18 protein-coding genes are annotated in these 19,706 nt (G+C 56.7%); 8 read left to right on the top strand and 10 right to left on the bottom strand.

From position 1 onward, the window contains the following. Positions 1-8: 8 nt before the first annotated feature. A complete protein-coding gene (locus A3K90_RS06795; protein ID WP_303681818.1) occupies positions 9-1,772 on the bottom strand; it encodes an ABC transporter ATP-binding protein in 1,764 nt (587 codons plus the stop codon). Between the two features lie 91 nt (positions 1,773-1,863). Between A3K90_RS06795 and A3K90_RS06790 the strand changes: the two genes are divergently transcribed. Then, positions 1,864-2,265, top strand: coding sequence for a MerR family transcriptional regulator (locus A3K90_RS06790; RefSeq protein ID WP_303681816.1), 402 nt, complete (start codon positions 1,864-1,866; stop codon positions 2,263-2,265). A 116-nt stretch (positions 2,266-2,381) separates the two neighbouring features. Here A3K90_RS06790 and A3K90_RS06785 read toward each other — a convergent pair whose 3' ends face one another. Further along, positions 2,382-3,482 carry a bacteriochlorophyll a protein gene (locus A3K90_RS06785; protein WP_011358231.1) on the bottom strand — a complete coding sequence of 367 codons (1,101 nt, stop codon included), beginning with the start codon at positions 3,480-3,482 and terminating at the stop codon, positions 2,382-2,384. A 230-nt stretch (positions 3,483-3,712) separates the two neighbouring features. Here A3K90_RS06785 and lnt point away from each other — a divergent pair, with 230 nt between their 5' ends. Next, entirely contained in the window at positions 3,713-5,341 is a 1,629-nt protein-coding gene (gene lnt / locus A3K90_RS06780) for an apolipoprotein N-acyltransferase (RefSeq protein ID WP_303681812.1), read from the top strand. Here lnt and A3K90_RS06775 read toward each other — a convergent pair. Then, positions 5,322-6,449: a sigma-54-dependent Fis family transcriptional regulator gene (locus A3K90_RS06775; RefSeq protein WP_303681810.1), complete on the bottom strand. Its 1,128-nt coding sequence runs from the start codon at positions 6,447-6,449 to the stop codon at positions 5,322-5,324. The genes lnt and A3K90_RS06775 overlap by 20 nt on opposite strands. Before the next feature lie 33 nt (positions 6,450-6,482). After that, positions 6,483-7,244: an SPOR domain-containing protein gene (locus tag A3K90_RS06770; protein ID WP_303681808.1), complete on the bottom strand. Its 762-nt coding sequence runs from the start codon at positions 7,242-7,244 to the stop codon at positions 6,483-6,485. A 136-nt stretch (positions 7,245-7,380) separates the two neighbouring features. Here A3K90_RS06770 and ispE point away from each other — a divergent pair, with 136 nt between their 5' ends. Next, positions 7,381-8,244 carry a 4-(cytidine 5'-diphospho)-2-C-methyl-D-erythritol kinase gene (ispE, locus tag A3K90_RS06765; protein ID WP_303681806.1) on the top strand — a complete coding sequence of 288 codons (864 nt, stop codon included), beginning with the start codon at positions 7,381-7,383 and terminating at the stop codon, positions 8,242-8,244. 25 nt (positions 8,245-8,269) lie between these two features. On the opposite strand, the gene A3K90_RS06760 is transcribed toward ispE, so the two are convergent. Together A3K90_RS06760 and A3K90_RS06755 are read right to left on the bottom strand one after the other, a co-directional pair. After that, a complete protein-coding gene (locus A3K90_RS06760; protein ID WP_303681804.1) occupies positions 8,270-9,127 on the bottom strand; it encodes a nitrilase-related carbon-nitrogen hydrolase in 858 nt (285 codons plus the stop codon). Between the two features lie 14 nt (positions 9,128-9,141). After that, positions 9,142-10,449: an NCS2 family permease gene (locus A3K90_RS06755; protein WP_303681801.1), complete on the bottom strand. Its 1,308-nt coding sequence runs from the start codon at positions 10,447-10,449 to the stop codon at positions 9,142-9,144. Between the two features lie 169 nt (positions 10,450-10,618). On the opposite strand from A3K90_RS06755, the gene A3K90_RS06750 reads away from it, so the two are divergent. Next, entirely contained in the window at positions 10,619-11,209 is a 591-nt protein-coding gene (locus A3K90_RS06750; protein ID WP_303681799.1) for a peroxiredoxin, read from the top strand. Positions 11,210-11,328: 119 nt separating this feature from the next. Here the strand turns inward: A3K90_RS06750 and proS are convergent, their stop codons facing one another. Both proS and A3K90_RS06740 read right to left on the bottom strand, forming a co-directional pair. Beyond that, a complete protein-coding gene (gene proS, locus A3K90_RS06745) occupies positions 11,329-12,774 on the bottom strand; it encodes a proline--tRNA ligase (protein ID WP_303681797.1) in 1,446 nt (481 codons plus the stop codon). Between the two features lie 54 nt (positions 12,775-12,828). Further along, positions 12,829-13,569 carry a DUF4412 domain-containing protein gene (locus A3K90_RS06740; protein ID WP_303681795.1) on the bottom strand — a complete coding sequence of 247 codons (741 nt, stop codon included), beginning with the start codon at positions 13,567-13,569 and terminating at the stop codon, positions 12,829-12,831. Positions 13,570-13,743: 174 nt separating this feature from the next. On the opposite strand from A3K90_RS06740, the gene prmC reads away from it, so the two are divergent. The 4 genes from prmC (at position 13,744) to dnaJ (ending at position 17,732) form a co-directional block, all read left to right on the top strand. Then, complete coding sequence (gene prmC, locus A3K90_RS06735; RefSeq protein WP_303681793.1) at positions 13,744-14,634, top strand: peptide chain release factor N(5)-glutamine methyltransferase; 891 nt, start codon at positions 13,744-13,746, stop codon at positions 14,632-14,634. Between the two features lie 160 nt (positions 14,635-14,794). After that, entirely contained in the window at positions 14,795-15,868 is a 1,074-nt protein-coding gene (hrcA, locus tag A3K90_RS06730) for a heat-inducible transcriptional repressor HrcA (protein ID WP_303681792.1), read from the top strand. A 17-nt stretch (positions 15,869-15,885) separates the two neighbouring features. Beyond that, on the top strand, positions 15,886-16,482 hold the full coding sequence (locus A3K90_RS06725; RefSeq protein WP_303681791.1) for a nucleotide exchange factor GrpE: 597 nt from the start codon (positions 15,886-15,888) through the stop codon (positions 16,480-16,482). A 56-nt stretch (positions 16,483-16,538) separates the two neighbouring features. After that, positions 16,539-17,732, top strand: coding sequence for a molecular chaperone DnaJ (gene dnaJ, locus A3K90_RS06720; RefSeq protein ID WP_303681790.1), 1,194 nt, complete (start codon positions 16,539-16,541; stop codon positions 17,730-17,732). Positions 17,733-17,823: 91 nt separating this feature from the next. On the opposite strand, the gene A3K90_RS06715 is transcribed toward dnaJ, so the two are convergent. Further along, positions 17,824-18,474: a flavodoxin domain-containing protein gene (locus A3K90_RS06715; protein WP_303681789.1), complete on the bottom strand. Its 651-nt coding sequence runs from the start codon at positions 18,472-18,474 to the stop codon at positions 17,824-17,826. Between the two features lie 177 nt (positions 18,475-18,651). After that, a complete protein-coding gene (gap, locus tag A3K90_RS06710; protein ID WP_303681788.1) occupies positions 18,652-19,656 on the bottom strand; it encodes a type I glyceraldehyde-3-phosphate dehydrogenase in 1,005 nt (334 codons plus the stop codon). Positions 19,657-19,706 lie beyond the last annotated feature (50 nt).

Below are 19,706 nucleotides of genomic sequence, written 5' to 3'. Positions count from 1 at the left end.
GGGATTTTTCAGCTGAGGGAGAGGATCTCCTCTTCGAGGAGCTGCTGGTTGTAGAGCTCGAAATAAATTCCCTGGTGCTCAAGCAGTTCCGTGTGGGAGCCGCTTTCGGCGATATGGCCGTCTTTGAGTACGATGATGCGGTCGCAGTTCTTTACTGTGGAGATCCGGTGGCTGATGAGGATGACGGTGGTATCCGGCAGCTCTTGGAGCAGGGCATCGAAAATTCTCGCTTCTGTTGCCGTATCGACGGCCGAGAGGGCATCGTCGAGGATGAGGATGCGTGGCTTCCATGCAACCGCCCGGGCAATGCATGCCCGCTGTTTCTGGCCCCCTGAAAGGTTGATCCCCTTTTCTCCGAGCATGGTTTCAAACGCGTCGGGAAAGTCCTGGATGTCGTCATGAAGCATGGCCGTACGGCTGGCGTCCAGTACCTCATCGGCACTGCTTCGCCTGCTGCCCCAGCTGATGTTGTGCGCGATGGTGTCCGAAAAGAGGAAGTTGACCTGCGGCACGAACCCGATCTGTTCGCGCAGCCGTTTCAGGGGCAGGCTTCTGATGTCCTGTCCGTCGAGGATGATGGAGCCCCCGGTTGGTTCGTAGAGGCGCGGGATAAGGCTTACGAGGGATGTTTTTCCCGATCCTGTCGCTCCGACAATGGCGGTCTTTGTGCCGGCGTTGATCTCAAGCGTCACGTGATCAAGGACCGGCCGGTCCTCATTGCCGGGGTAGCTGAAGCTGATGTCCCTGAATGACAGGCTTCCGGAGGAACCTTCCTGCTGCGAAGCATCACCACGCTCCGCCGTCCCCTCGGTATCGGGTTCGGGCTGCATGCCCATTATTTCATCAAGCCTTGCCTGGGCAGAGGATGCTTTCTGGATGATGCTCGTCACCCAGCCGATTGAGATGATCGGCCAGCTGAGCATTGTGACATACACGATGAACTGCGCGATGCCGCCGATGGTCATCGTTCCCTCTGTAACGCTTGTACCGCCTATCCATATCACCGGAAGCAGCGAGAAGGCGGTGAGGGAGGTCAGGAATGCAAAAAAAAGAGCCTGCAATTTTCCCAGAGAGAGGTTTTTCCCGTAATATTCCCTGTTGAGCTTTTCGAAGCGGTCAATCTCAAACGCCTCTCTCGTGTAGCTTTTGACGATGCGGATGCCGGAGAGGTTTTCCTGAACAAGGTTTGTGATGGCCGCATAGCTTTCCTGTATGCTTTTCGAGCGCTTCTGCATCGATCGCCCAATCCGATACACCGACCAGCTGAGGACCGGGGCTGGCAGGAGAGCGAAGAAGGTGAGTTTAGGCGAAAGAGCAATCATCGCTGCCAGCGCGAAGAGAAGGCGGAAAAAAGTGTTCAGGGAGTACATGATGCCTGGGCCGAGGAACTCTCTTACAGCGTTCAGGTCATTGGTGCCCCTCGATATGAGCTCACCGGTGCTCATGCTGTCATAGAAGGACCTTGGAAGGTGCTGCAGGTGGCGGTAGTAGTCGTTCTTCAGGTCATATTCGATATGGCGGGATGTGACGATGATGCTTTGGCGGACGAGGAAGAGAAAAAAACCGCTTAAAAGAGCGAAGAGGACATAAAGGCCGGTGTTTCGGAGGACATCCTCAATGATGAAACTGCCGTTCATGCTGTCGACGGCCAGGCGGATATAGCGGGGCCCGATGACGGCGAACAGGTTCGTAAGGATGATGAATGCAAACCCTGCAAACAGTTTCGTGCGGTACCTGCTGAGATAAGGCAGGAGGCTGAGAAGATTTTTCATCCGTCATTTCATCCGTCATGTTTTTGATGTAGCGGTAGTAAATGTATAATAAGAATGACGAAATCAAAACTATGCCATACGGGGGAGGCTCATGTCGTTTGACGCCAGCAAAAATTACTACTCGATAGGTGAGGTCAGCCGGATTGCCGGTGTTCCGGCCTATCTGCTGCGCTACTGGGAGACCTTTTTCAAGGAGCTTCGACCCGGTAGGGATACCCGCGGCAACCGTCGCTACACGAACCGCGATATGGCTCTCGTGCTCAATATCAAAGATCTGGTCTATGAGCAGGGCTACCGGCTTGGTAAGGCGAGCGAACTGATGAAGAATGAGGGAAAGACGAGGGACGAGGATCCCCGAACCGGCGAAATCCTTCGCCTGCAGAAGGAGATCGGCCATGTGGACAAGAAAAACCGGGTGGTTGACCAGCGTAGGGTGGCTGTGCTGAAGGAGGTTAAATCGGAGATCGAGGAGATCCTGCAGCTGCTCGGTTGATGCTCCAGGGAGATGGCTTCCGGGGCGGAATGAAGTGGGGTCGGAGTTATGCGGTTATAAAAACAGAAAGCCGGCTGAGGCCGGCTTTCGTGTTGTGTTGTTGTCCGATTGACTGCTTACTGAGCGTAGAGCACTTCGAACTGGCCGGTGCCGCCTTTGCAGACATGCTCCACCCAGCGGGCGTAAGCGCCACCGCTCCAGCGGTATTCCTCGAGGTTCTGCGAGCGGAACTGAGGAGCTGCGTAGCGGATCTTGTATCCCTTCGGAAGAACGATCTTGAGCTGGGTATCGACGGTGAAGTCGTTGAACTTGCCGACCATGCCGTGGTGGACCAGCGGGATGAGAGGGTGGTTCAGGATCCTGCGGAGTCCGCCGCCGGCATCTACGGAAACGCCGGGGAAGTCGCCGTCAACTTTGACTTCGATGCCCTGTGAATCGGAACGGAATCCAGCTTCAACGGAGGCCGGCCTGTTGAGCTTGTCGGCCGGGAAGAGCTCCGCCCAGCGTGCGATGGAGTCAACGATGCCCGATCCGCCGTGCGAGAAGCGCCAGCGGGTGACGCCGACGGGACCCTTGTCGCCGCTCTGGGTGCCGATGCTGTTGACTTCAATCTTGGAAATCCTCTGGCCACCTTCGTTGAGTGCGGTGAAGGCAGGTCCGATGAACCAGAACTCACGGATCCAGTCATTGAATGCGCCGGTGGTCTGGAGAGCTTTCAGGGTACCTTCCCAGGTATCGATGACATCGTTGTTGTCAAGCGGCACCTTCATGATGATGTCGTGGAACTGGCGACCCTGCATGTAGATCGGGTTCGGCACGTTCCTGCGGACTGCGTCGGAGCGGTAGTAGAACAGATTGACGACAGAGCCTTCGAATGAGAACGAGTGGGAGAAATCACCGACGGTGACGGAACCCTCACCGACGCAGATCCTGCGTTCTTTTGTTTCATTGGCGATGTCAGCTTCGATGACCAGCTTGTTCTTCGTGCTGTCGACGATGGATTCGATGACAGCCGAGAACCGTACAAAGCCCTTAGCGGGATCCAGGGGCTTCACGTTGATCTTGACATTGCAGTCTGCGGGCAGCAGCGGGAGGGCCGGGGGGACGTTTACTTTCGCCCTGGCTTTTACCTTTCCCCACGAGCTCGAACCGCCTTCGAGAACGATTTCGTAATCGGAGTGTGCGGTGGTCGCGTCTTTAGTGCCGAAAAGAGCCATAATGATTTCTCCTTTTTCTGATGGCGTTGAAATTGGATATTTGCAGGGGCCCGTTTTACTGAAAGCCTACCCCTGTTAAATAACAGCTTGAAATAAATTTAAAGAATAATTAATCAATAAAAAAGCAAAATATCTCCGTCGTGTTTATCTCTTAGCACGAAATGTTGTATAATTTTTCTGCCTCTTCTGGGTTCATTGACTTCTTTCATTGATTTTACCCTCTCTCAGCAATGACTGCTTACCCGAAGGCTGCCGACCGGCTTTTCCGTTCCTCCTATGTATCCCCTCTCCTCAGCGGAGTGCTTCTTGCCGTTTCGTTTCCTTCTTATCCATCCATCCATCTTGAACTGCTCGCCTGGGTTGCCTTGGTACCGTTGCTGCTGAGCATTGCCGAGGATCAGTCGGCCGGATCGGTATTCCGCAAGTCCTACGCTGCCATGCTTGCCTATTCGGCCGGTGCTCTCTGGTGGGTGTGCATTGCCACGCTGCCCGGCGGCATCATGACCATCGTTGCGCAGGCGTTTTTCATGACCGTGCCGTTCATGCTGTTTTTCATCTGCAACCGTCTCTGGGGGCTGCTGCGGACCCTTGTCGCCTTCCCGTTTATGCAGGTGGGGTGGGAGTGGCTCTATATGCAGCAGGATCTGTCGCTCGGCTGGCTGACGCTCGGCAATTCCCAGGCGAACCTCAATGCCATGGTGCAGTATGCCGACATTACGGGAGTGTGGGGCATCAGTTTCTGGCTCACCTCATTCAATGTGCTTGTCGTGCTTGCCGTTCTCGGCGGAAGGAGGCTGCTTGTCCCCTATGCCGGCGCCCTGCTTGCGATGGTGCTCGCTCCTCTCGCTTACAGCGCCGTGGTCCTGCATTCCCAAGGCGGAGCGGATACTGCGGGAACGATTCGGGTCAGCCTCGTGCAGCCCGACATAGATCCGTATGAAAAGTGGGACCGATACACCGGCAGCGAAACCCTGGACCTCTATTACCGGCTGACCGACCGCGCCGTCAGGGAGAGCCGTCCCGATCTGGTTGTATGGCCTGAAACAGCCCTGCCGTTCTTTATTCTTGATGATGGTAATGACGAGTATCTCTCCTCGCTGCGGCGTTCACTCAGCCGCTGGCACGTCCCTCTCCTGACCGGCTTCTCGGACATCGTCTATGCTGCTCCAGGAGAAGAGCCCCCTGCGGCAGGGACGGGAAAGTTCGACCGGCAGAGCGGCCGCTTCTATGAGACATACAATGCATCCATGCTTCTGTCTCCGGAGATGGACAGCCTTCAGGTATACCGTAAAGCGCGTCTGGTTCCCTTTGCTGAGCGGGTCCCCTATACCGAGTATTTTCCGGCACTTGAACATCTGGCGTTTTCCCTGGCAGGGGTTGGGAGTTGGGGCCGGGGGCCAGGGCCCTCCCTTATGGATCTTTATCCCGCAGGCCGTGAGCGGGTAAGCATCGCCAACATTATCTGCTACGAGTCCATTTTTCCTGGCTATGTGTCGGAATTTGTCCGGGAGGGCGCCGAACTTCTGACACTGGTGACCAATGACGGATGGTACGGAACATCATACGGCCCCTGGCAGCATCTGGCGATTGGTCGCCTCCGCTGCATCGAGAACCGGCGTGCGATGGCCCGGTGCGCCAATACGGGCGTCACCGAGTGCATCGATCCTTTCGGTCGAACCATAGCAAGGGTTCCGTGGTGGGAGGAGCGGGTCCTCAATGCCGAGGTTCCTCTGGGTCATGCCTTGAGCTTCTATACCCGCTACCCCGACCTGCTGGCGAAGGCCAGCGTGGCAGTATCGATTCTATTGCTGCTGTCGGGAGGCGTTCGGAAGCGTCTCCTCAGAGGCCGTAAGCCTTGATTTTCCTGTAGAGTGTCCGTTCGGTGATACCGAGTTGTGCGGCTGCAATCCTTTTGCTTCCGCCGGCGGAGCTGAGCGCTTCGGCAACGGCCTGTTTTTCGGCGGCGTCGAGCGGGCGGAGCTCTGCGTTTTCGGGTGCCGCAGGCCCGTCGGCAGCTTGCGCCGCAGGGACTGGCAGAAGGAGATGATGCTGTGTGGGCGGCTGTGTGCCGTGCATGAGCTGCTGCATCATCTGGCGGAGTTCGCCCACTTCTTGTCGGAGCTGGATGATGCTGCTGTAGATGAGCTGCATTTCGTTCTTTTCAGAACGGGTGGGGTCGTGGACGAGGCTTTTGAACCGGCTCCGCTGCACCAGGTGCTTGTCGAGGATGTCGGGCGTGATTTCTCTGCCCTTTTCCAGTACGAGGATGGATTCGACGAGGTTGCGCAGTTCGCGGACATTGCCTGGCCAGGGGTATCGGAGGAGCATTTCTGTGGCTTCGGGGCTGAACCCTTCAAACGGTATCCTGTGCTTTGCCTGGAACTCATGCACGAACTGTTCTGTCAGGAGCAGGATGTCGCTGCCTCGCTCACGCAGTGGCGGTATGTGCAGTTCTACGCTGCGGAGCCTGTAGTAAAGGTCCTCTCTGAAGTTTTTATCGCTGACCGATTGGATGAGGTTCCTGTTTGTGGCCGCGATGATGCGGGTGTCGGAGTATATGGACTGGGATGCACCGACCCGCTGGAACTCGCCGTTTTCAATGACCCGGAGAAACTTTACCTGCGTTTCGGTGGGCATTTCTCCGATTTCGTCGAGGAAAATGGTGCCGCGGTCAGCAGATTCAAAGTAGCCTTTTCTGGCCTGTACGGCTCCGGTGAACGCCCCTTTTTCGTGCCCGAAGAGCTCTGATTCGAGAATCCCGGCGGGAATGGCACCGCAATTGACAGGGATGAAACTGCCTCCGGCCCGCCGGCTGTGGTCATGGATGAAACGTGCCAGCACCTCCTTGCCCGAACCGGTTTCGCCGGTGATGAGTACCGTGATGTCGGTTGCGGCAACCTGAAGTGCGAACTGGCGGAGCCGCACCATGTGGTCGCATTTTCCAATGAGTCCGGTTTCTTTTTTCATCTCGATGGTCCTGTGGCGGCAGCAATCATCCGTTTACCTGATGGGTATGGCAACGGAGCTGAAGGAAAGGCGCCGTGCTGCCGATTTTGCCGCATCGGCGCTCGGGAACCCTTTTGCAAGGCGTACTTTGTACATCTGGTTCTCGAAAACGACGGTGACGGGTCCCTCCGCTGAAAGCCTCGAGGCATATGCCTCTGCGTTCGCCCTGTTGCTGAAGCTTCCGAACTGCAGCGTATGGGTATCAGCTCCACCGTATGCTGTCGTGCTGAAGGCGGCCGGTTTTGCGCTTTCCACGGCGGGCGCAGGCGCTGGTGCTACAACGGGTGCCGGTGCAGGGGGCTTTGGTGGCGCTTTGACTGCAATCGGTGCTGCTTTTGGTTGCGGTGCCGGTGCCGCTGCCGGGGTTGGTGCAGGGGCAGGAACGGGTTTCGATAGCTGCGGCGCAGGAACCGCTGCTGTCAGCGAGCGGTTATAATCTGCGATGCGCGCATGGCTGATCGGGTCGATTGCCGGGTCGGGGTACATAGCAAGCTGGCGCCGGAACAGGGACACAGCCTTAGGCCCATCTTCCGTCAGGAGTGCTTCAATGACGGTTTTTTCAGATCCGGCCACGGCTTTTTGGCGGATTGATTGTAATAAATATGTTTTATCTTGCTTTACATACTGCCGGATAAGCGCCGAGTAGGAGACCTCACCCGCACCGCTGGCTTCAGGGGAAGCAGTCACCAGTGCGGCGGACGCCGCGATACAGAGCGCAAACGAACGAAGCATGGAGTTGGTCTTTCCTCTGGGCATGGTGCTACGGGTTGAAATGTTGCAGGGGCATCGGGTGATCGGTGCATATTGGTATAGTTTCCGCGCAGTCAATATGACAAATTTTTCATATAAACGGAACCCTCAACGCCGTTCCTGAATACAACCAGAGAGACTAATGCCCTCCATTTCAGTCCACGCGTTCGCCAAAATCAACCTCGGACTTTTCATCACCGGAAAACGGGACGACGGGTACCACAACCTTGAAACCATTTTTGCCCCCGTCAGTTGGCACGACACGCTTTGTTTCAGCCCGGCTGACGCCATTTCAATGCGCTGCACGAACGCCGATCTTCCGACTGACGGCAGCAACCTCTGCATCAGGGCAGCCCGGTCGCTGCAGGAGTTCTCCGGCGTCATGGATGGCGTGTCGATTGAGCTTGACAAGCAGGTGCCTTTCGGTGCGGGCCTTGGTGGCGGAAGCAGTGACGCTGCAACCGTGCTGCGGGTGTTGAACGGGTTCTGGAACATCAATGCCCCTTTGGAGGACCTGCACCCGCTGGCGGTGAAGCTGGGTGCCGACGTACCCTATTTTCTCGAAATGGAGGGGCTCGCCTATGCAGGTGGCATCGGCGATGAACTGACTGATCTGCATGCCGCACTTCCCTGGTACGTTGTGACGGTGTTTCCGGCGGAGCACATCTCCACTGCGTGGGCCTATGGGAACTTCCACGCTCGATTCGGGCAGAGCCGTCCCGATATCCGTACGATAGCCTCCGACCTGTCCGGAATCGGGGACAGCGGGCGGCTTGGGCTGTTTGAAAATGATTTTCAGTCTGCCGTCTTCGAGCAGTTTCCAAAGGTCAGCAGGGTCCATAGGGATCTGCTCGAGGAAGGAGCGGTGTTCGCCTCGCTCTCAGGCAGCGGTTCGGCCGTCTACGGTCTGTTTGAAAGCCCTCTGGATGCCCGGCGTGCCATTGAGCGCCAACCGGCAGCTTATCCCACCAACCTTACCCCCCCCGGTTTTTCCATGCGGCAGTAGCGCTGCTGCAGGAGCCTTCTTCTTTTCAGCCCTTGCGGCCCGTGATGATTGACTGGAGCTCTCCAGATATCAGGCGGAGGTCTTCATCAAGAAAGTGCGACGAGTGCAGCCGGGTGCGTTTGACTGCAGAAAAGTCAAGCACGGTTTCGAGCACCTCCTCCTTGAATAGCGGGGCGTTCTTGATGGCTGTGCCGTCCGGCCCTGTCAGGGATGAGTTTCCCCAGTAGGTGAAACTGTCTTCATTGCCCACCCGGTTTACGCAGCATACGAAGGTGCTGAAGAGAAAGGCATAGGTGGAGGCGATGGTCTGCCACTGGGTGACGATCGGCGGCAGCCCCGATCCCGGCGACATACGAAGCGGACTCGACATCAGCACCATAAGGAGCTGGGCTCCCTGGTGGGCAAGCAGATAGGGTACCGACACATGCCAGAAGTCCTCGCAGATGGCGACCCCTATGCGGCCGAGTCTTCGCGAGTCGACAACCGTGATCTCCTGCCCCGCTGAAAAATAGCGGAGCTCCTCAAACATGCCGTATGTGGGCAGGTATATCTTGCGGTGGATGCTTCGTCCCTTTCCGTCTTCGAACATGAACGCCGAATTGTACACCCCATACTCTTCGCTCAGCTCTATTCCTCCGCAGATGATGGTGATATCGCGGCTCAGCTTCCTGAGCGGCTCGAGGCGGGGGTCATCGATATGCATGGCGATGTCCTGCGCCGCATCCTGAACGTTGTAGCCTGTCAGCGAGAGTTCTGGAAACGCTATGGCATCAGCGCCGCCCTTCAGGGCCTCTTCGGCAAGCAGGCAGTGGCGGGCGAGGTTTTCATCGAAATTCGCGAGGGTGCAGTCTGTCTGGGCTATATGCAGTTTCGCTTTCAGCATCGTCGGTTCAGGGTTTAGTGGTATGGATAGAAGAGGTAGAAGACGAGGGATATCATGGCAAGCATCCACATCCCCGGGCTGAGCTCCCTGTGGCGGCCGGTGAAGAGCTTCATCAGCACGTGGGCAAGGAAGCCCGCTGTGATGCCCACGCCGATGTTGAAAGTAAAGATCATGAGGATGATGGTGAGGAACGCCGGAATCAGTTCGGCGTGATCCCTGAAGTCCAGTTTCGTCACCGAGCCGAGCATGAACATCCCGACGAGCACCATGGCGGGGCCGTAGGCGAAGGATGGAACGACGGTGAGGAGCGGGGAGAAGAAGAGGGCGAGGGCAAAGAACCCCGCGATGACCACTGCCGTGAACCCTGTCCGCCCGCCCTGCTCAATGCCGGTCGCCGATTCAATGAAGATGCCGGCCGTCGTCGTGCCGATGAGTGCGGCGATGAGGGTCGAGAGGGCATCGACCAGCATGGGCTTTTCGATGTCCGGGAGGTTACCCTCCGTGTCAAGCAGACCTGCCCGGGAGGAGAGGCCGTAAAGGGATCCCATGGTGTCGACAAAGTCCATGATGAGGACGCTGGTGATCACTCCGAGGAATCCGAGGGTGAAGGCTGCGTGGAAGTCGATCTGCAGCAGCACGGGGCCGATGGCGGGCGGGAGGCTGAACGGGGATGCGGGCATGTCGACAAGGCCTGTCATGACGCCGCAACCGGTGGCGGCTGCCATGCCGATGAGGATCGCTCCGCTTTGTTTCCGGGCTATGAGCACGGCGGTAAGCAGCAGGGCTGCAAGACCGAGCAGCACGGGAAGAGCAGTGATATCGCCCATCCGGACCGGCGCACCCGGAACTCCGATGGTGATGACCCCCATGTCGCCGAGACCGAGAAAGGCGAGGAACAGACCGATGCCGACGGGGAAGCTGTGCTTCAGGGATGCCGGGATGGATTCTGCCAGCCATCGCCGCAGCCCTGCAAGGGTCAGGATGGTGAAGACCAGGCCGCTGAGAAAGATGGCCGCAAGCGCTGTCTGCCAAGAATAGCCGAGCACCTGCACGACCGTGTATGCTATGAATGCGTTTTCGCCCATGTAAGGAGCTACGGCAAACGGGCGTTTGGCGTAGAGCCCCATGAGGAGGGTGCCGGTGAGGGCGGTGAAGATGGTTGCCGTCGTCGACGCTCCCCTCGGCATGCCCGCTGCTTCGAGGATAGCCGGGTTGACGACGATGATGTAGGCGAGGGTGAAGAATGTTGTGAGCCCGGCGAGGAACTCCTGCCGGTAACCGGTGCCATGCTCTTCAAACCCGAAATATGACCGTATACCCATTGGCATTTTCCCCTGAATGGTTGCGCCTTTCTTTTTGTTGTCAGTCGTAAATGATAACGATTTCTTTGGATAATCCGTCGAAACGCCTATATTGGATTAAATAAGTCCTATTTAAAACCCAGTCATTAATTCAGTCATTAAATCCACTCAATCATCTTAAGGAGGAGCCATGGGTGTTCTAGTCGGGCGCAAAGCGCCGGAATTCAATGTAGAGGCCGTTGCCGGCGGCAGGGAGTTTGTCGATTCCTGCAGACTTTCGGATTTCAGGGGGAAGTATGTCGTTCTTTTTTTCTATCCGCTTGATTTCACCTTCGTCTGTCCTACCGAACTGCATGCGTTTCAGGAAAAACTGGAGGAGTTCAAAAAGCGCAACGTTGAGGTTATCGGCTGTTCTGTCGACTCCAAGTTCTCGCATTTTGCATGGCTGCAGACCCCGCGCAACCGGGGCGGCATCGAGGGCGTGACCTATACGCTCCTGTCCGACCTCAACAAGACCGTTTCAGCCGATTACGATGTGCTGGCTGAAGGAGCCGGCGTGTCTTTGCGCGGACTGTTCCTGATTGATAAAGAAGGGATTGTGCGTCATCAGGTGGTCAACGATCTCGGGCTCGGCCGCAACGTGGACGAGGTTCTCCGCATGGTTGATGCGCTGCAGTTCACCGAGCAGTTCGGCGAGGTGTGCCCTGCCAACTGGAACAAAGGCGACAAGGCGATGAAGCCTACCGATGAAGGCTTGAAGGATTTTTTCAAGGACGAGTAAGACCCGCAGAAGTTTTTTATCTACAAGCGTAAGAGAACAAAGAGCCGCCGATATCGTCCTGATACCGGCGGCTCTTTGTTTTTCGTAGTACCGTTCAGATGAGCGGTCTCCGGTCCGGCTCAGTATGCTTTTGCGAATACCACTTTCTGAGCTGCGGGGTTGCCGGAGTAGATGCAGGTGCCGGGATCGTTCATCCGGTAGCGTTCGATATAGCCGTCCTCTTCAGGAAGGACCCTGATGGTGGCTTTTGTCTCTTCCTTTATCTTTTCTTCAGTTTCGGCAGTGCCGTCCCAGTGTGCAATGACGAATCCTTTTTCGACAGCGGCCTTGAACTCTTCATAGCTGGAGGCTTCAACCGTATTCTCTTCACGGAACAGGAGGGCCTTCTGGTACATATCCTTCTGCATGGCATCGAGGATCTCCTGCACCGCCCGCGGGAGCGTCTCGCCGAGCTGCAGTTCACTCTTTTCGAGGGTGTCGCGACGTGCGGCGATGCAGATCCCTTTTTCAATATCGCGTGGGCCGACTTCAATGCGGACAGGAATGCCCTGCAGTTCATATTCTGCGAACTTCCAACCAGGCGAGTTCTGTTCACTGCCGTCGACAAATGCGGGAATTCCAGCTGCTTTCAGGGATGCGGCCATGGCGTCGGCCTGCTCCAGTACGGCAGCCTTGTCGCCTCGAAGAATCGGGATGATGACTACCTGGCGCGAGGCAAGTTTCGGGGGAAGTACAAGACCCCGGTCGTCGGAGTGGGCCATGATGAGCGCTCCGATGAGCCTGGTCGAAACACCCCAGCTGGTGGCCCATACGTAATCAAGACGGCTGTCTTTGGTCTGGAACTGGCAGTCGAAGGCCTTTGCAAAGTTCTGGCCGAGGTTGTGCGAGGTGCCTGCCTGAAGGGCCTTGCCGTCCTGCATCATCGCTTCAATGCAGTAAGTCTCCTCAGCGCCGGCGAATTTCTCGCTGTCGGTTTTCCGGCCCATGATGACCGGCATGGCCATGTATTCTTCAGCGAAGGTGCGGTAGACGTTGATCATCCGCATGACCTCCTCCTGCGATTCCTCGGGCGTTGCATGGGCGGTATGGCCTTCCTGCCAGAGGAATTCGGTAGTGCGAAGGAAGAGGCGGGTGCGCATCTCCCAGCGTACCACATTGGCCCACTGGTTGATGAGGATCGGCAGATCCCGGTATGATTGGATCCATTTCTTGTAAGAGGACCAGATGATGGTTTCCGAAGTCGGACGTACGTAGAGCTTTTCGGCAAGTTCCTCTCCTCCTCCATGGGTGACGACGGCGCATTCGGGCGCGAACCCTTCGATATGTTCCGCCTCCTTGGCGATGAAGCTTTCAGGGATGAAGAGGGGGAAGTAGGCGTTGACGTGGCCGGTTTCCTTGAACATCCGGTCAAGGGCAGCCTGCATCTTTTCCCAGATTGCATAGCCGTTCGGCCGGATGACCATGCAGCCGCGCACGTCGGAATAGTCTGCGAGTTTTGCCGAGCGGACCAGGTCGATGTACCACTGGGAATAGTCTTCGTTTCTTGCGGTGATTTTATCTGCCACGGATGTAAGTGCTTAGGGTTGATGCTGCTGCTCTCGGGGAGCAAAAATATACGACTACTGCTCGAACTTTTTCATCTTTTCCATCAGGTTTTTCAGGTGGGCCTTGCGGTCCTGGCTGATTGGAGCCTCGTCCATGATGACCTTCCGGTACCCCCCGGGTACCCTGAATTCTGAGTCGGAGAGCTTTTTCGGCCATACCTGCACGAGTTCCATCCGGTTCGTAGTGCCGCCGGAGGACTGGATGATGCGAACAGGGAATCCCTCGACGCCTGCTTTTTTCAGGGTTCTGGAGAGCGAGGTGTTTGAGAGACGGGGGTTCTGCGACTGCAGGATGCGGAAGGTCGAAAAATCTCCGAGACCTTCGGCTACCCAGAGCTCGAGCCGTTCAGTACTGCTTTTCAGCCTGATGTGGCGGCAGGGGTATCCTTTCAGGGTGGTGTTCGGGAGCCGTTCGAGGGTGTAGTTGCTGTCAAAGTCGAGGAGCGTTGCGTTTTCAGCCGCGGTACGGAGGTTCACCGGGGACCAGGACCCTGTGTCGTGATTGATGATGATGGCTTCATCCGGCTTTGCGGCCTTGGTGATGACGGCCGTGCGCAGCGGATCTGGTACCCTCTGGAGCTGGACGAACATCTCCATTTTCTGGGCCCGGTCTCCGAAATAGTAGGTAACCTCTGCCTTGCCGGAGGGCATGGTAAGGAGCATTTCCATGACCCCTGTGAAAGTCGCTGCAGCAGTTGCTCTGCCGGTCAGGATGGAAGAGAGGAGGATGAGGAGAAGTGTCAGCAGTCTGTTCATCGGTGTCTGGTTTGTTGGTATATGCTCGCATGGTTCCCTTAGGACATAAAGCTACGCAAATCTCGGAACATCCTTTGTGCCGCCGGTTTTTTATAATGCGGGGGAGGGTGTACATTCATGTTTCGCCGGACGCATCAATGCATCATCGGCGGCAATTCTCCACACCAAGCTATCGTGACGAAACCGGCACAGGAATGGCAGGTCCGAGGCCTGCTGAAAACAACGGCGGAGTTTTTTCTCTCCAAAGGGGTCGATGAAGCGCGTCTCGGTGCTGAGCTTCTGCTCGCGCATGTGCTCAAGATGGCACGTCTGGACCTCTATCTGCAGCACGAGCGGCCGGTCTATCCCGATGAACTCGAGCGCTTCAGGGAGCTCTGCCGCCAGCGCCTCGGCGGCCGGCCGTTGCAGTACATCACCGGTGAGCAGTGGTTTTACGGTCTGCCATTCCATGTCGACCGGCGGGTGCTGATTCCCCGTCCCGAAACGGAGCTGCTTGTCGAGTTTGCCCTTGAGCTGCTTGAGGCAGATGGGGCCAGTGCCTCCGGTGGAGTGCGCATCCTCGATGCCGGAACCGGCAGCGGGTGCATTGCCCTGACCATGGCGCTGCGTATGCCGACGCTGCAGGCCGTGGGGATCGATGTCTCCCTGGATGCTCTTGAGGTTGCCCGCACCAATGCAGAGCGGCATGGAGCCGGGGATCGGGTGTCGTTCGCCGTCGGCGACATGACGGATCCCTTGTTCTCGCCGCCAGGCGCCCCGTTCGACATGCTCGTCTCCAACCCGCCCTACATCCCTGAATCCGAATGGGCCGGCCTGCAGCCCGAGGTTCGGGATCATGAGCCGAAGCTGGCGCTTACGGTTCCGGTCGGTATGGAGTGTTACCAGGTTTTGAGCGCTACGGCGGGCCGTCTGCTCAGGCCCGGCGGGTGGATCGCAGTGGAAATCCATGCGGACGGTGCCAGGGGGGTGGTGAAGCTCTTCGAAGAAGCGGGCATGCAGGATATCGTGGTAAAGAAAGATTACGCAGGCCAGGACAGGATCGTTGGCGGGCGGTTGCCCCGATGAAATTAATTGCCACCGCGCATTGTTTTTCTCCATGGTAAGCGCTTGGTTTCCCCCGTGACTCCAGTTGAGGTGCGATGTTGTCGCGGCGGAGTGTTTTTCGTACATTCCCTTTTCTTTACGGGCAGCGTACTGTCAGGTATCAAAACAGGTAACAGTTCAGATGGGTTCTCGTGAGTTGAACTTGCGGGAACGGCAGGTGCTGGGGATCATCATCCAGCTTTATGTGGTTACTGCCGCTCCTGTAGGCTCCAGGTACATAGCAAGGAATTACAGCCTCGGTCTTTCAGACGCCACGATACGCAATGTCATGGCTGATCTTGAGGCTGAAGGGTATATAAGCCAGCCCCATACTTCAGCCGGGCGGATTCCCACCGATCTCGGGTATCGGTACTACGTTGACCTTATCATGAAGGTGCAGCGCATCGATGAGGAGGAAAAGCGGCGGATGGAGTCGGATTTCGGTCCGATCAGCATGGAGGGAAGGGGGACCTCGGCCGAGGTCCTGGTCTCTGCTGCGAAGGTTCTCGGGAGTATTTCGCGTCAGCTCAGCGTCGTCCTTTCTCCGACCCTGTCGAATGCGGTTTTCGAGAAGCTCGATATGGTGCTTCTGAGCTCCACCAGGATGATGGTGGTGCTTTCCATCCAGTCGATGTTCGTTAAGACCATTGTCATGGAGCTGCAGCATGAACTGACGCGCCAGAAGGTTGACGAGGTCGTCGACCTTCTCAATGAACGGCTCTCGGGGCTGACGCTTTCGGAAATCCGCCGCTCGATCACCCGCCGTCTTGCCGGCAGCAGTTGCGACAGCGGACTGAAAGAGCTGATCGTGCGCTCGGCAGACAGCCTGTTTGACGAGTCGCCCATTTTCGAACGTCTCTATATCTCGGGTGCGGAGTACATCGTGGAGCAGCCGGAATTCAAGCAGCCGGAAAGGGTACGGGAACTGATCACCATGATTGAGGACAAGTTCAGTGTTGCCCGCCTTGTCGAGGATATCGCGCCGAAGCAGGACCCAAGCCGCACTGCAGGACATGATGTGTCAATCAGCATCGGGCGTGAGAACAGCGCACGGCAGGCTGAGGATTTGACCATCGTCTCCGCTCCATATTATGCCGGCAGCATGGTTGGAACGCTGGGTATCCTGGGGCCGAAACGAATGGATTATGAACATGCTGTCCGAGTATTGAACTACATGGCGGGCTGCTTGACAGCAACGCTGTCGGATGTCAACTAAATATAATTTTCGATTCAATGATGAAGAAAGCAGAAGACCCTTTGCAGGACAGGGAAGGAACCATACAGGAGCCCGCCGAAGGACAGGAAAATACCGCAGCGCCGGACCAGTCGGCAGAAGTTGCATCGCAGGAATCAAGGATTTCCGCCCTTGAACGAGAAGTGCAGGCCGAAAAAGAGCAGAACGGGAAATTCCGCGATGAACTTCTGCGCCGTGCAGCCGAGTTCGAGAACTTCCGGAAGCAGAAAGAGCGTGAGGCCGTCATGGCTTCCCAGCGGGCGACGGACAATGTCCTGCGCGACCTGCTTACGCTTGTTGATGATGTCGAGCGGGTGCTGGCCAATGTTCCCGAACCCGAAGAGATCCCGGCGGCAGCCAAGCCCTATATTGACGGCGTGGAGCTCCTGAAGAAAAACCTGGACCGTTGGCTCGAGTCAAAAGGGGTGAAGCCGATTGAAGCGATCGGAATGAAGCTCGATGTGGATTTCCACGAGGCCATTTCCCAGATCGAGCATCCCGATGCCGAACCAGAGACCATTGTAGAGCAGTACCAGACGGGTTATCTCCTTGGTGACAGGGTACTGCGGCATGCGAAGGTTATCGTGGCCCGGTAACGGGATTTTGGTAGATAGAGAGCAGTGAACCGAGACATAATTTTCCAGGTATTGAGATGAAAAGAGACTACTATGAGGTCCTTGGTGTCAGCCGCTCGGCAGACAAGGATGAAATTAAAAAGGCCTATCGTAAACTGGCCCTTAAATACCACCCTGACAAAAATCCCGACAACAAGGACGCCGAGGATCATTTCAAAGAGGTCAACGAGGCCTATGAAGTACTGAGCAATGACGACAAGCGTCGTCGTTACGACCAGTTCGGCCATGCCGGCGTCGGTTCTTCGGCAGCATCGGGTGGCGGTCAGTATGGCGGCGGAGCGGATTTCAGCGATATTTTCAGCGCCTTCAACGACATGTTCGGCGGGGGAGGAGGTGGCCGCAGGGGCGGGTCTCCGTTCGGGTTCGAGGATGCGTTCGGCGGTGGCGGCTCACAGCGAAAACGTGCCGCATCGGGGATTCCGGGTACGGATTTGAAGATCCGTTTGAAACTCACGCTCGAAGAGATTGCCAAGGGCGTCGAGAAGACCATCAAGATCAAAAAGCAGGTGCCCTGCAAGGAGTGTAACGGCTCGGGTTCAAAAACCGGAGCCACCGAGACCTGCCCGACCTGCCACGGTGCCGGAGAAGTCCGCCAGGCATCAAAGACCATGTTCGGCCAGTTCGTCAACATCGCTGCCTGCCCGACCTGCGGCGGAGAGGGACGGATCGTCAAGGACCGCTGCCCGTCATGCTATGGTGAGGGCATCAAGCAGGGCGAGGTGACCGTGAAGGTGACTGTGCCTGCAGGCGTACAGGACGGCAACTACCTCACCCTCCGCGGACAAGGCAACTCCGGACCACGGGGTGGAGCACCGGGCGACTTGATTGTCATGATCGAGGAGAAGCCGCATGAGCTTTTCGTCCGCAACGGCGATGACGTCATCTACAGCCTTGCAGTCAGCTTCCCCGATCTCGTGCTCGGCACCAAGGTCGATGTTCCGACTTTAGAGGGTGCAGTGAAACTGACCATCCCTGCAGGCACGCAGCCTGAAACCATGCTCCGTATTCCGGGTCATGGCATCGGCCATCTCCGGGGGTCGGGCAAGGGCGACCAGTACGTGAGGGTCAATGTATACGTGCCCAAAGAGCTTTCCCAGCAGGATAAGGATCTTCTCCGAGGTCTGCGTAAATCACCCTCGATCTCACCCGAGGCACACAGTTCAGGGGGAGAGAAGAGCTTCTTTGAAAAAGCCCGTGACATCTTCGGATGAATGGTTATTCTGCTTGATTACTAAGCACTGAATGCAGAAAAGGCCGGATCATCCGGCCTTTTCTGCGTGGTGGTGCTCATGCATAGCTCTTTTACATGCCGCCAAGGTCAGCTTTCGCTTCATTGAGGACTGCTGGCGTGATGGTGCTGTAGCCCATGTCTTCAGCATATTCTTCAACCCCGGTTTTGATCCGTCCGCGAAGGAACGAGGGCAGTCCGTTCAATTCTTCACGGGCCTCTTCGCTCCAGTGCATCGACGAGTGGCGCTTTCGTGTGGCTTTGCTGTAGGCCTCGGTCAGTTCGTCGACAAACTCTTCGATCACAGCAGGATCCGAGAGCTGCTGCGGGGAGAAGATTTTTTCGGTGAGGATTTTGTTCGGTACCAGATGGATTTTCAGCTGTGGCATATAGAGCAGCGTAGCCATCGGTTCGGGGCTTCCGCAGGTGAGGAAGAGTGCTATCTTTTTGCGCTTAAGGTTTTTCTTCAGGTTGCTCTGCACGAGAGCGCCGAGCAGCTGAGAGGAGACCAGAAGATAATAGATCGGAGCCCCCATGATGACCACGTCGAACTCCTGTATGAAGCTGTAGTCTGCCTGTGCCTTGCACTTGGCCTTTTCGACATAGGCACCGGTTTTGGCCAGTTCCAGGCCGATGGAATCAATGAGCCGGTCGGTCGATCCTCCTGCGGTTTTGCTGTCGTAGAGGATGATGGCTTTCATGGGCGCGGCATTCTGTTGCATCATAAGAGAAAAAGATGGTTTCAGCTGAATGTGCAGTGTATTGTTGTACTGGAATTATAATACATTACCCCCGAAATCACTAATCACACCCGTTCGCCGACTACGGCAGGGCGGGGTATCATAAATGCAAAAGGCGCCGGTGATGGCGCCTTTTTTGCATGTTCGTATGGAGGTGTTGCCTCAGACGAAGTTCGAGTAGATCTCCAGGAGGTCGGTAACCCTGGTGGAGTAGCCGAGCTCGTTGTCGTACCAGCCGACAACCTTGACCATCGTGCCTGCGCTCATGGTGAGGAGCGAGTCGAAGATGCAGGAGTGCGGGTTGCCGACGATGTCCTGGGAGACGATCGGGTCGGTGCAGTACTCGAGGTAGCCTTTCATCGGACCATCAGCGGCGGCTTTCATCGCGGCGTTGATCTCTTCTTTGGTTGCGGGCTTTTTCAGGATGGCGGTCAGGTCGGTCATGGAGCCGTCCGGCACGGGAACCCTGACGGCAAAACCGTCAAGTTTGCCTGCGAGTTCCGGGATGACTTCGCCGATTGCCTTGGCGGCACCGGTGCTGGTCGGGATCATCGACACGGCAGCAGAGCGGGCGCGGCGAAGGTCCTTGTGCGGAAGGTCGAGGATGTTCTGGTCGTTGGTGTAGGCATGGATGGTGGTCATGTAGCCTTTCTCGATGCCGAAGTTGTCCTCAAGCACCTTCACCATCGGGGCGAGGCAGTTGGTGGTGCAGCTTGCGTTCGAAACGATTTCTTCGCTGCCGGTGATCAGGTCGTCATTGACGCCGAGAACGATGGTTGCGTCGATTTTGTCCTTGGCGGGAGCGGAGATGATGACCTTCTTCGCGCCAGCGGTGATGTGCTTGTATGCGGCTTCACGTGAGGTGAAAATGCCGGTGGATTCGACAACGAGGTCGCAGCCGAGAGCCTTCCAGGGGAGGTTCAGAGGATCGCGCTCTGCGGTGATGGTGATGGTTTTGCCGTTGACGACGAGGTTATTGCCCTCGACGGTTACTTCACCGTTGAATTTCTTGTGGGTGGAATCGTATTTCAGGAGGTGTGCGAGGGTCTTGGTGTCGCACAGGTCGTTGATGGCTACAATCTCGAATTTCGGATTGTCCATGGCCTGGCGGAAAACCAGACGACCGATGCGTCCGAATCCGTTGATGCCGACTTTCACTTTTGTCATGATGTCTGTCCTGTGGGGTGATGGGTTATGGGTGTATGAGTGAATACCTG

The sequence above is a fragment of the Pelodictyon luteolum genome (genome assembly GCF_001622165.1).
Classification (GTDB): Bacteria; Bacteroidota; Chlorobiia; order Chlorobiales; family Chlorobiaceae; genus Chlorobium; species Chlorobium luteolum_B.
The sequence above is the reverse complement of the archived record's forward strand: the minus strand, read 5'-3'. Positions and strand labels throughout refer to the sequence as shown.

Bases quoted from the DNA above. Each gene is read 5' to 3' on its own strand.
- A3K90_RS06795 (WP_303681818.1), bottom strand. From the start codon at position 1,772: ATGAAAAATCTTCTCAGCCTCCTGCCTTATCTCAGCAGGTACCGCACG.
- A3K90_RS06790 (WP_303681816.1), top strand. From the start codon at position 1,864: ATGTCGTTTGACGCCAGCAAAAATTACTACTCGATAGGTGAGGTCAGC.
- A3K90_RS06785 (WP_011358231.1), bottom strand. From the start codon at position 3,482: ATGGCTCTTTTCGGCACTAAAGACGCGACCACCGCACACTCCGATTAC.
- lnt (WP_303681812.1), top strand. From the start codon at position 3,713: ATGACTGCTTACCCGAAGGCTGCCGACCGGCTTTTCCGTTCCTCCTAT.
- A3K90_RS06775 (WP_303681810.1), bottom strand. From the start codon at position 6,449: ATGAAAAAAGAAACCGGACTCATTGGAAAATGCGACCACATGGTGCGG.
- A3K90_RS06770 (WP_303681808.1), bottom strand. From the start codon at position 7,244: ATGCCCAGAGGAAAGACCAACTCCATGCTTCGTTCGTTTGCGCTCTGT.
- ispE (WP_303681806.1), top strand. From the start codon at position 7,381: ATGCCCTCCATTTCAGTCCACGCGTTCGCCAAAATCAACCTCGGACTT.
- A3K90_RS06760 (WP_303681804.1), bottom strand. From the start codon at position 9,127: ATGCTGAAAGCGAAACTGCATATAGCCCAGACAGACTGCACCCTCGCG.
- A3K90_RS06755 (WP_303681801.1), bottom strand. From the start codon at position 10,449: ATGGGTATACGGTCATATTTCGGGTTTGAAGAGCATGGCACCGGTTAC.
- A3K90_RS06750 (WP_303681799.1), top strand. From the start codon at position 10,619: ATGGGTGTTCTAGTCGGGCGCAAAGCGCCGGAATTCAATGTAGAGGCC.
- A3K90_RS06740 (WP_303681795.1), bottom strand. From the start codon at position 13,569: ATGAACAGACTGCTGACACTTCTCCTCATCCTCCTCTCTTCCATCCTG.
- hrcA (WP_303681792.1), top strand. From the start codon at position 14,795: ATGGGTTCTCGTGAGTTGAACTTGCGGGAACGGCAGGTGCTGGGGATC.
- A3K90_RS06725 (WP_303681791.1), top strand. From the start codon at position 15,886: ATGATGAAGAAAGCAGAAGACCCTTTGCAGGACAGGGAAGGAACCATA.
- dnaJ (WP_303681790.1), top strand. From the start codon at position 16,539: ATGAAAAGAGACTACTATGAGGTCCTTGGTGTCAGCCGCTCGGCAGAC.
- A3K90_RS06715 (WP_303681789.1), bottom strand. From the start codon at position 18,474: ATGATGCAACAGAATGCCGCGCCCATGAAAGCCATCATCCTCTACGAC.
- gap (WP_303681788.1), bottom strand. From the start codon at position 19,656: ATGACAAAAGTGAAAGTCGGCATCAACGGATTCGGACGCATCGGTCGT.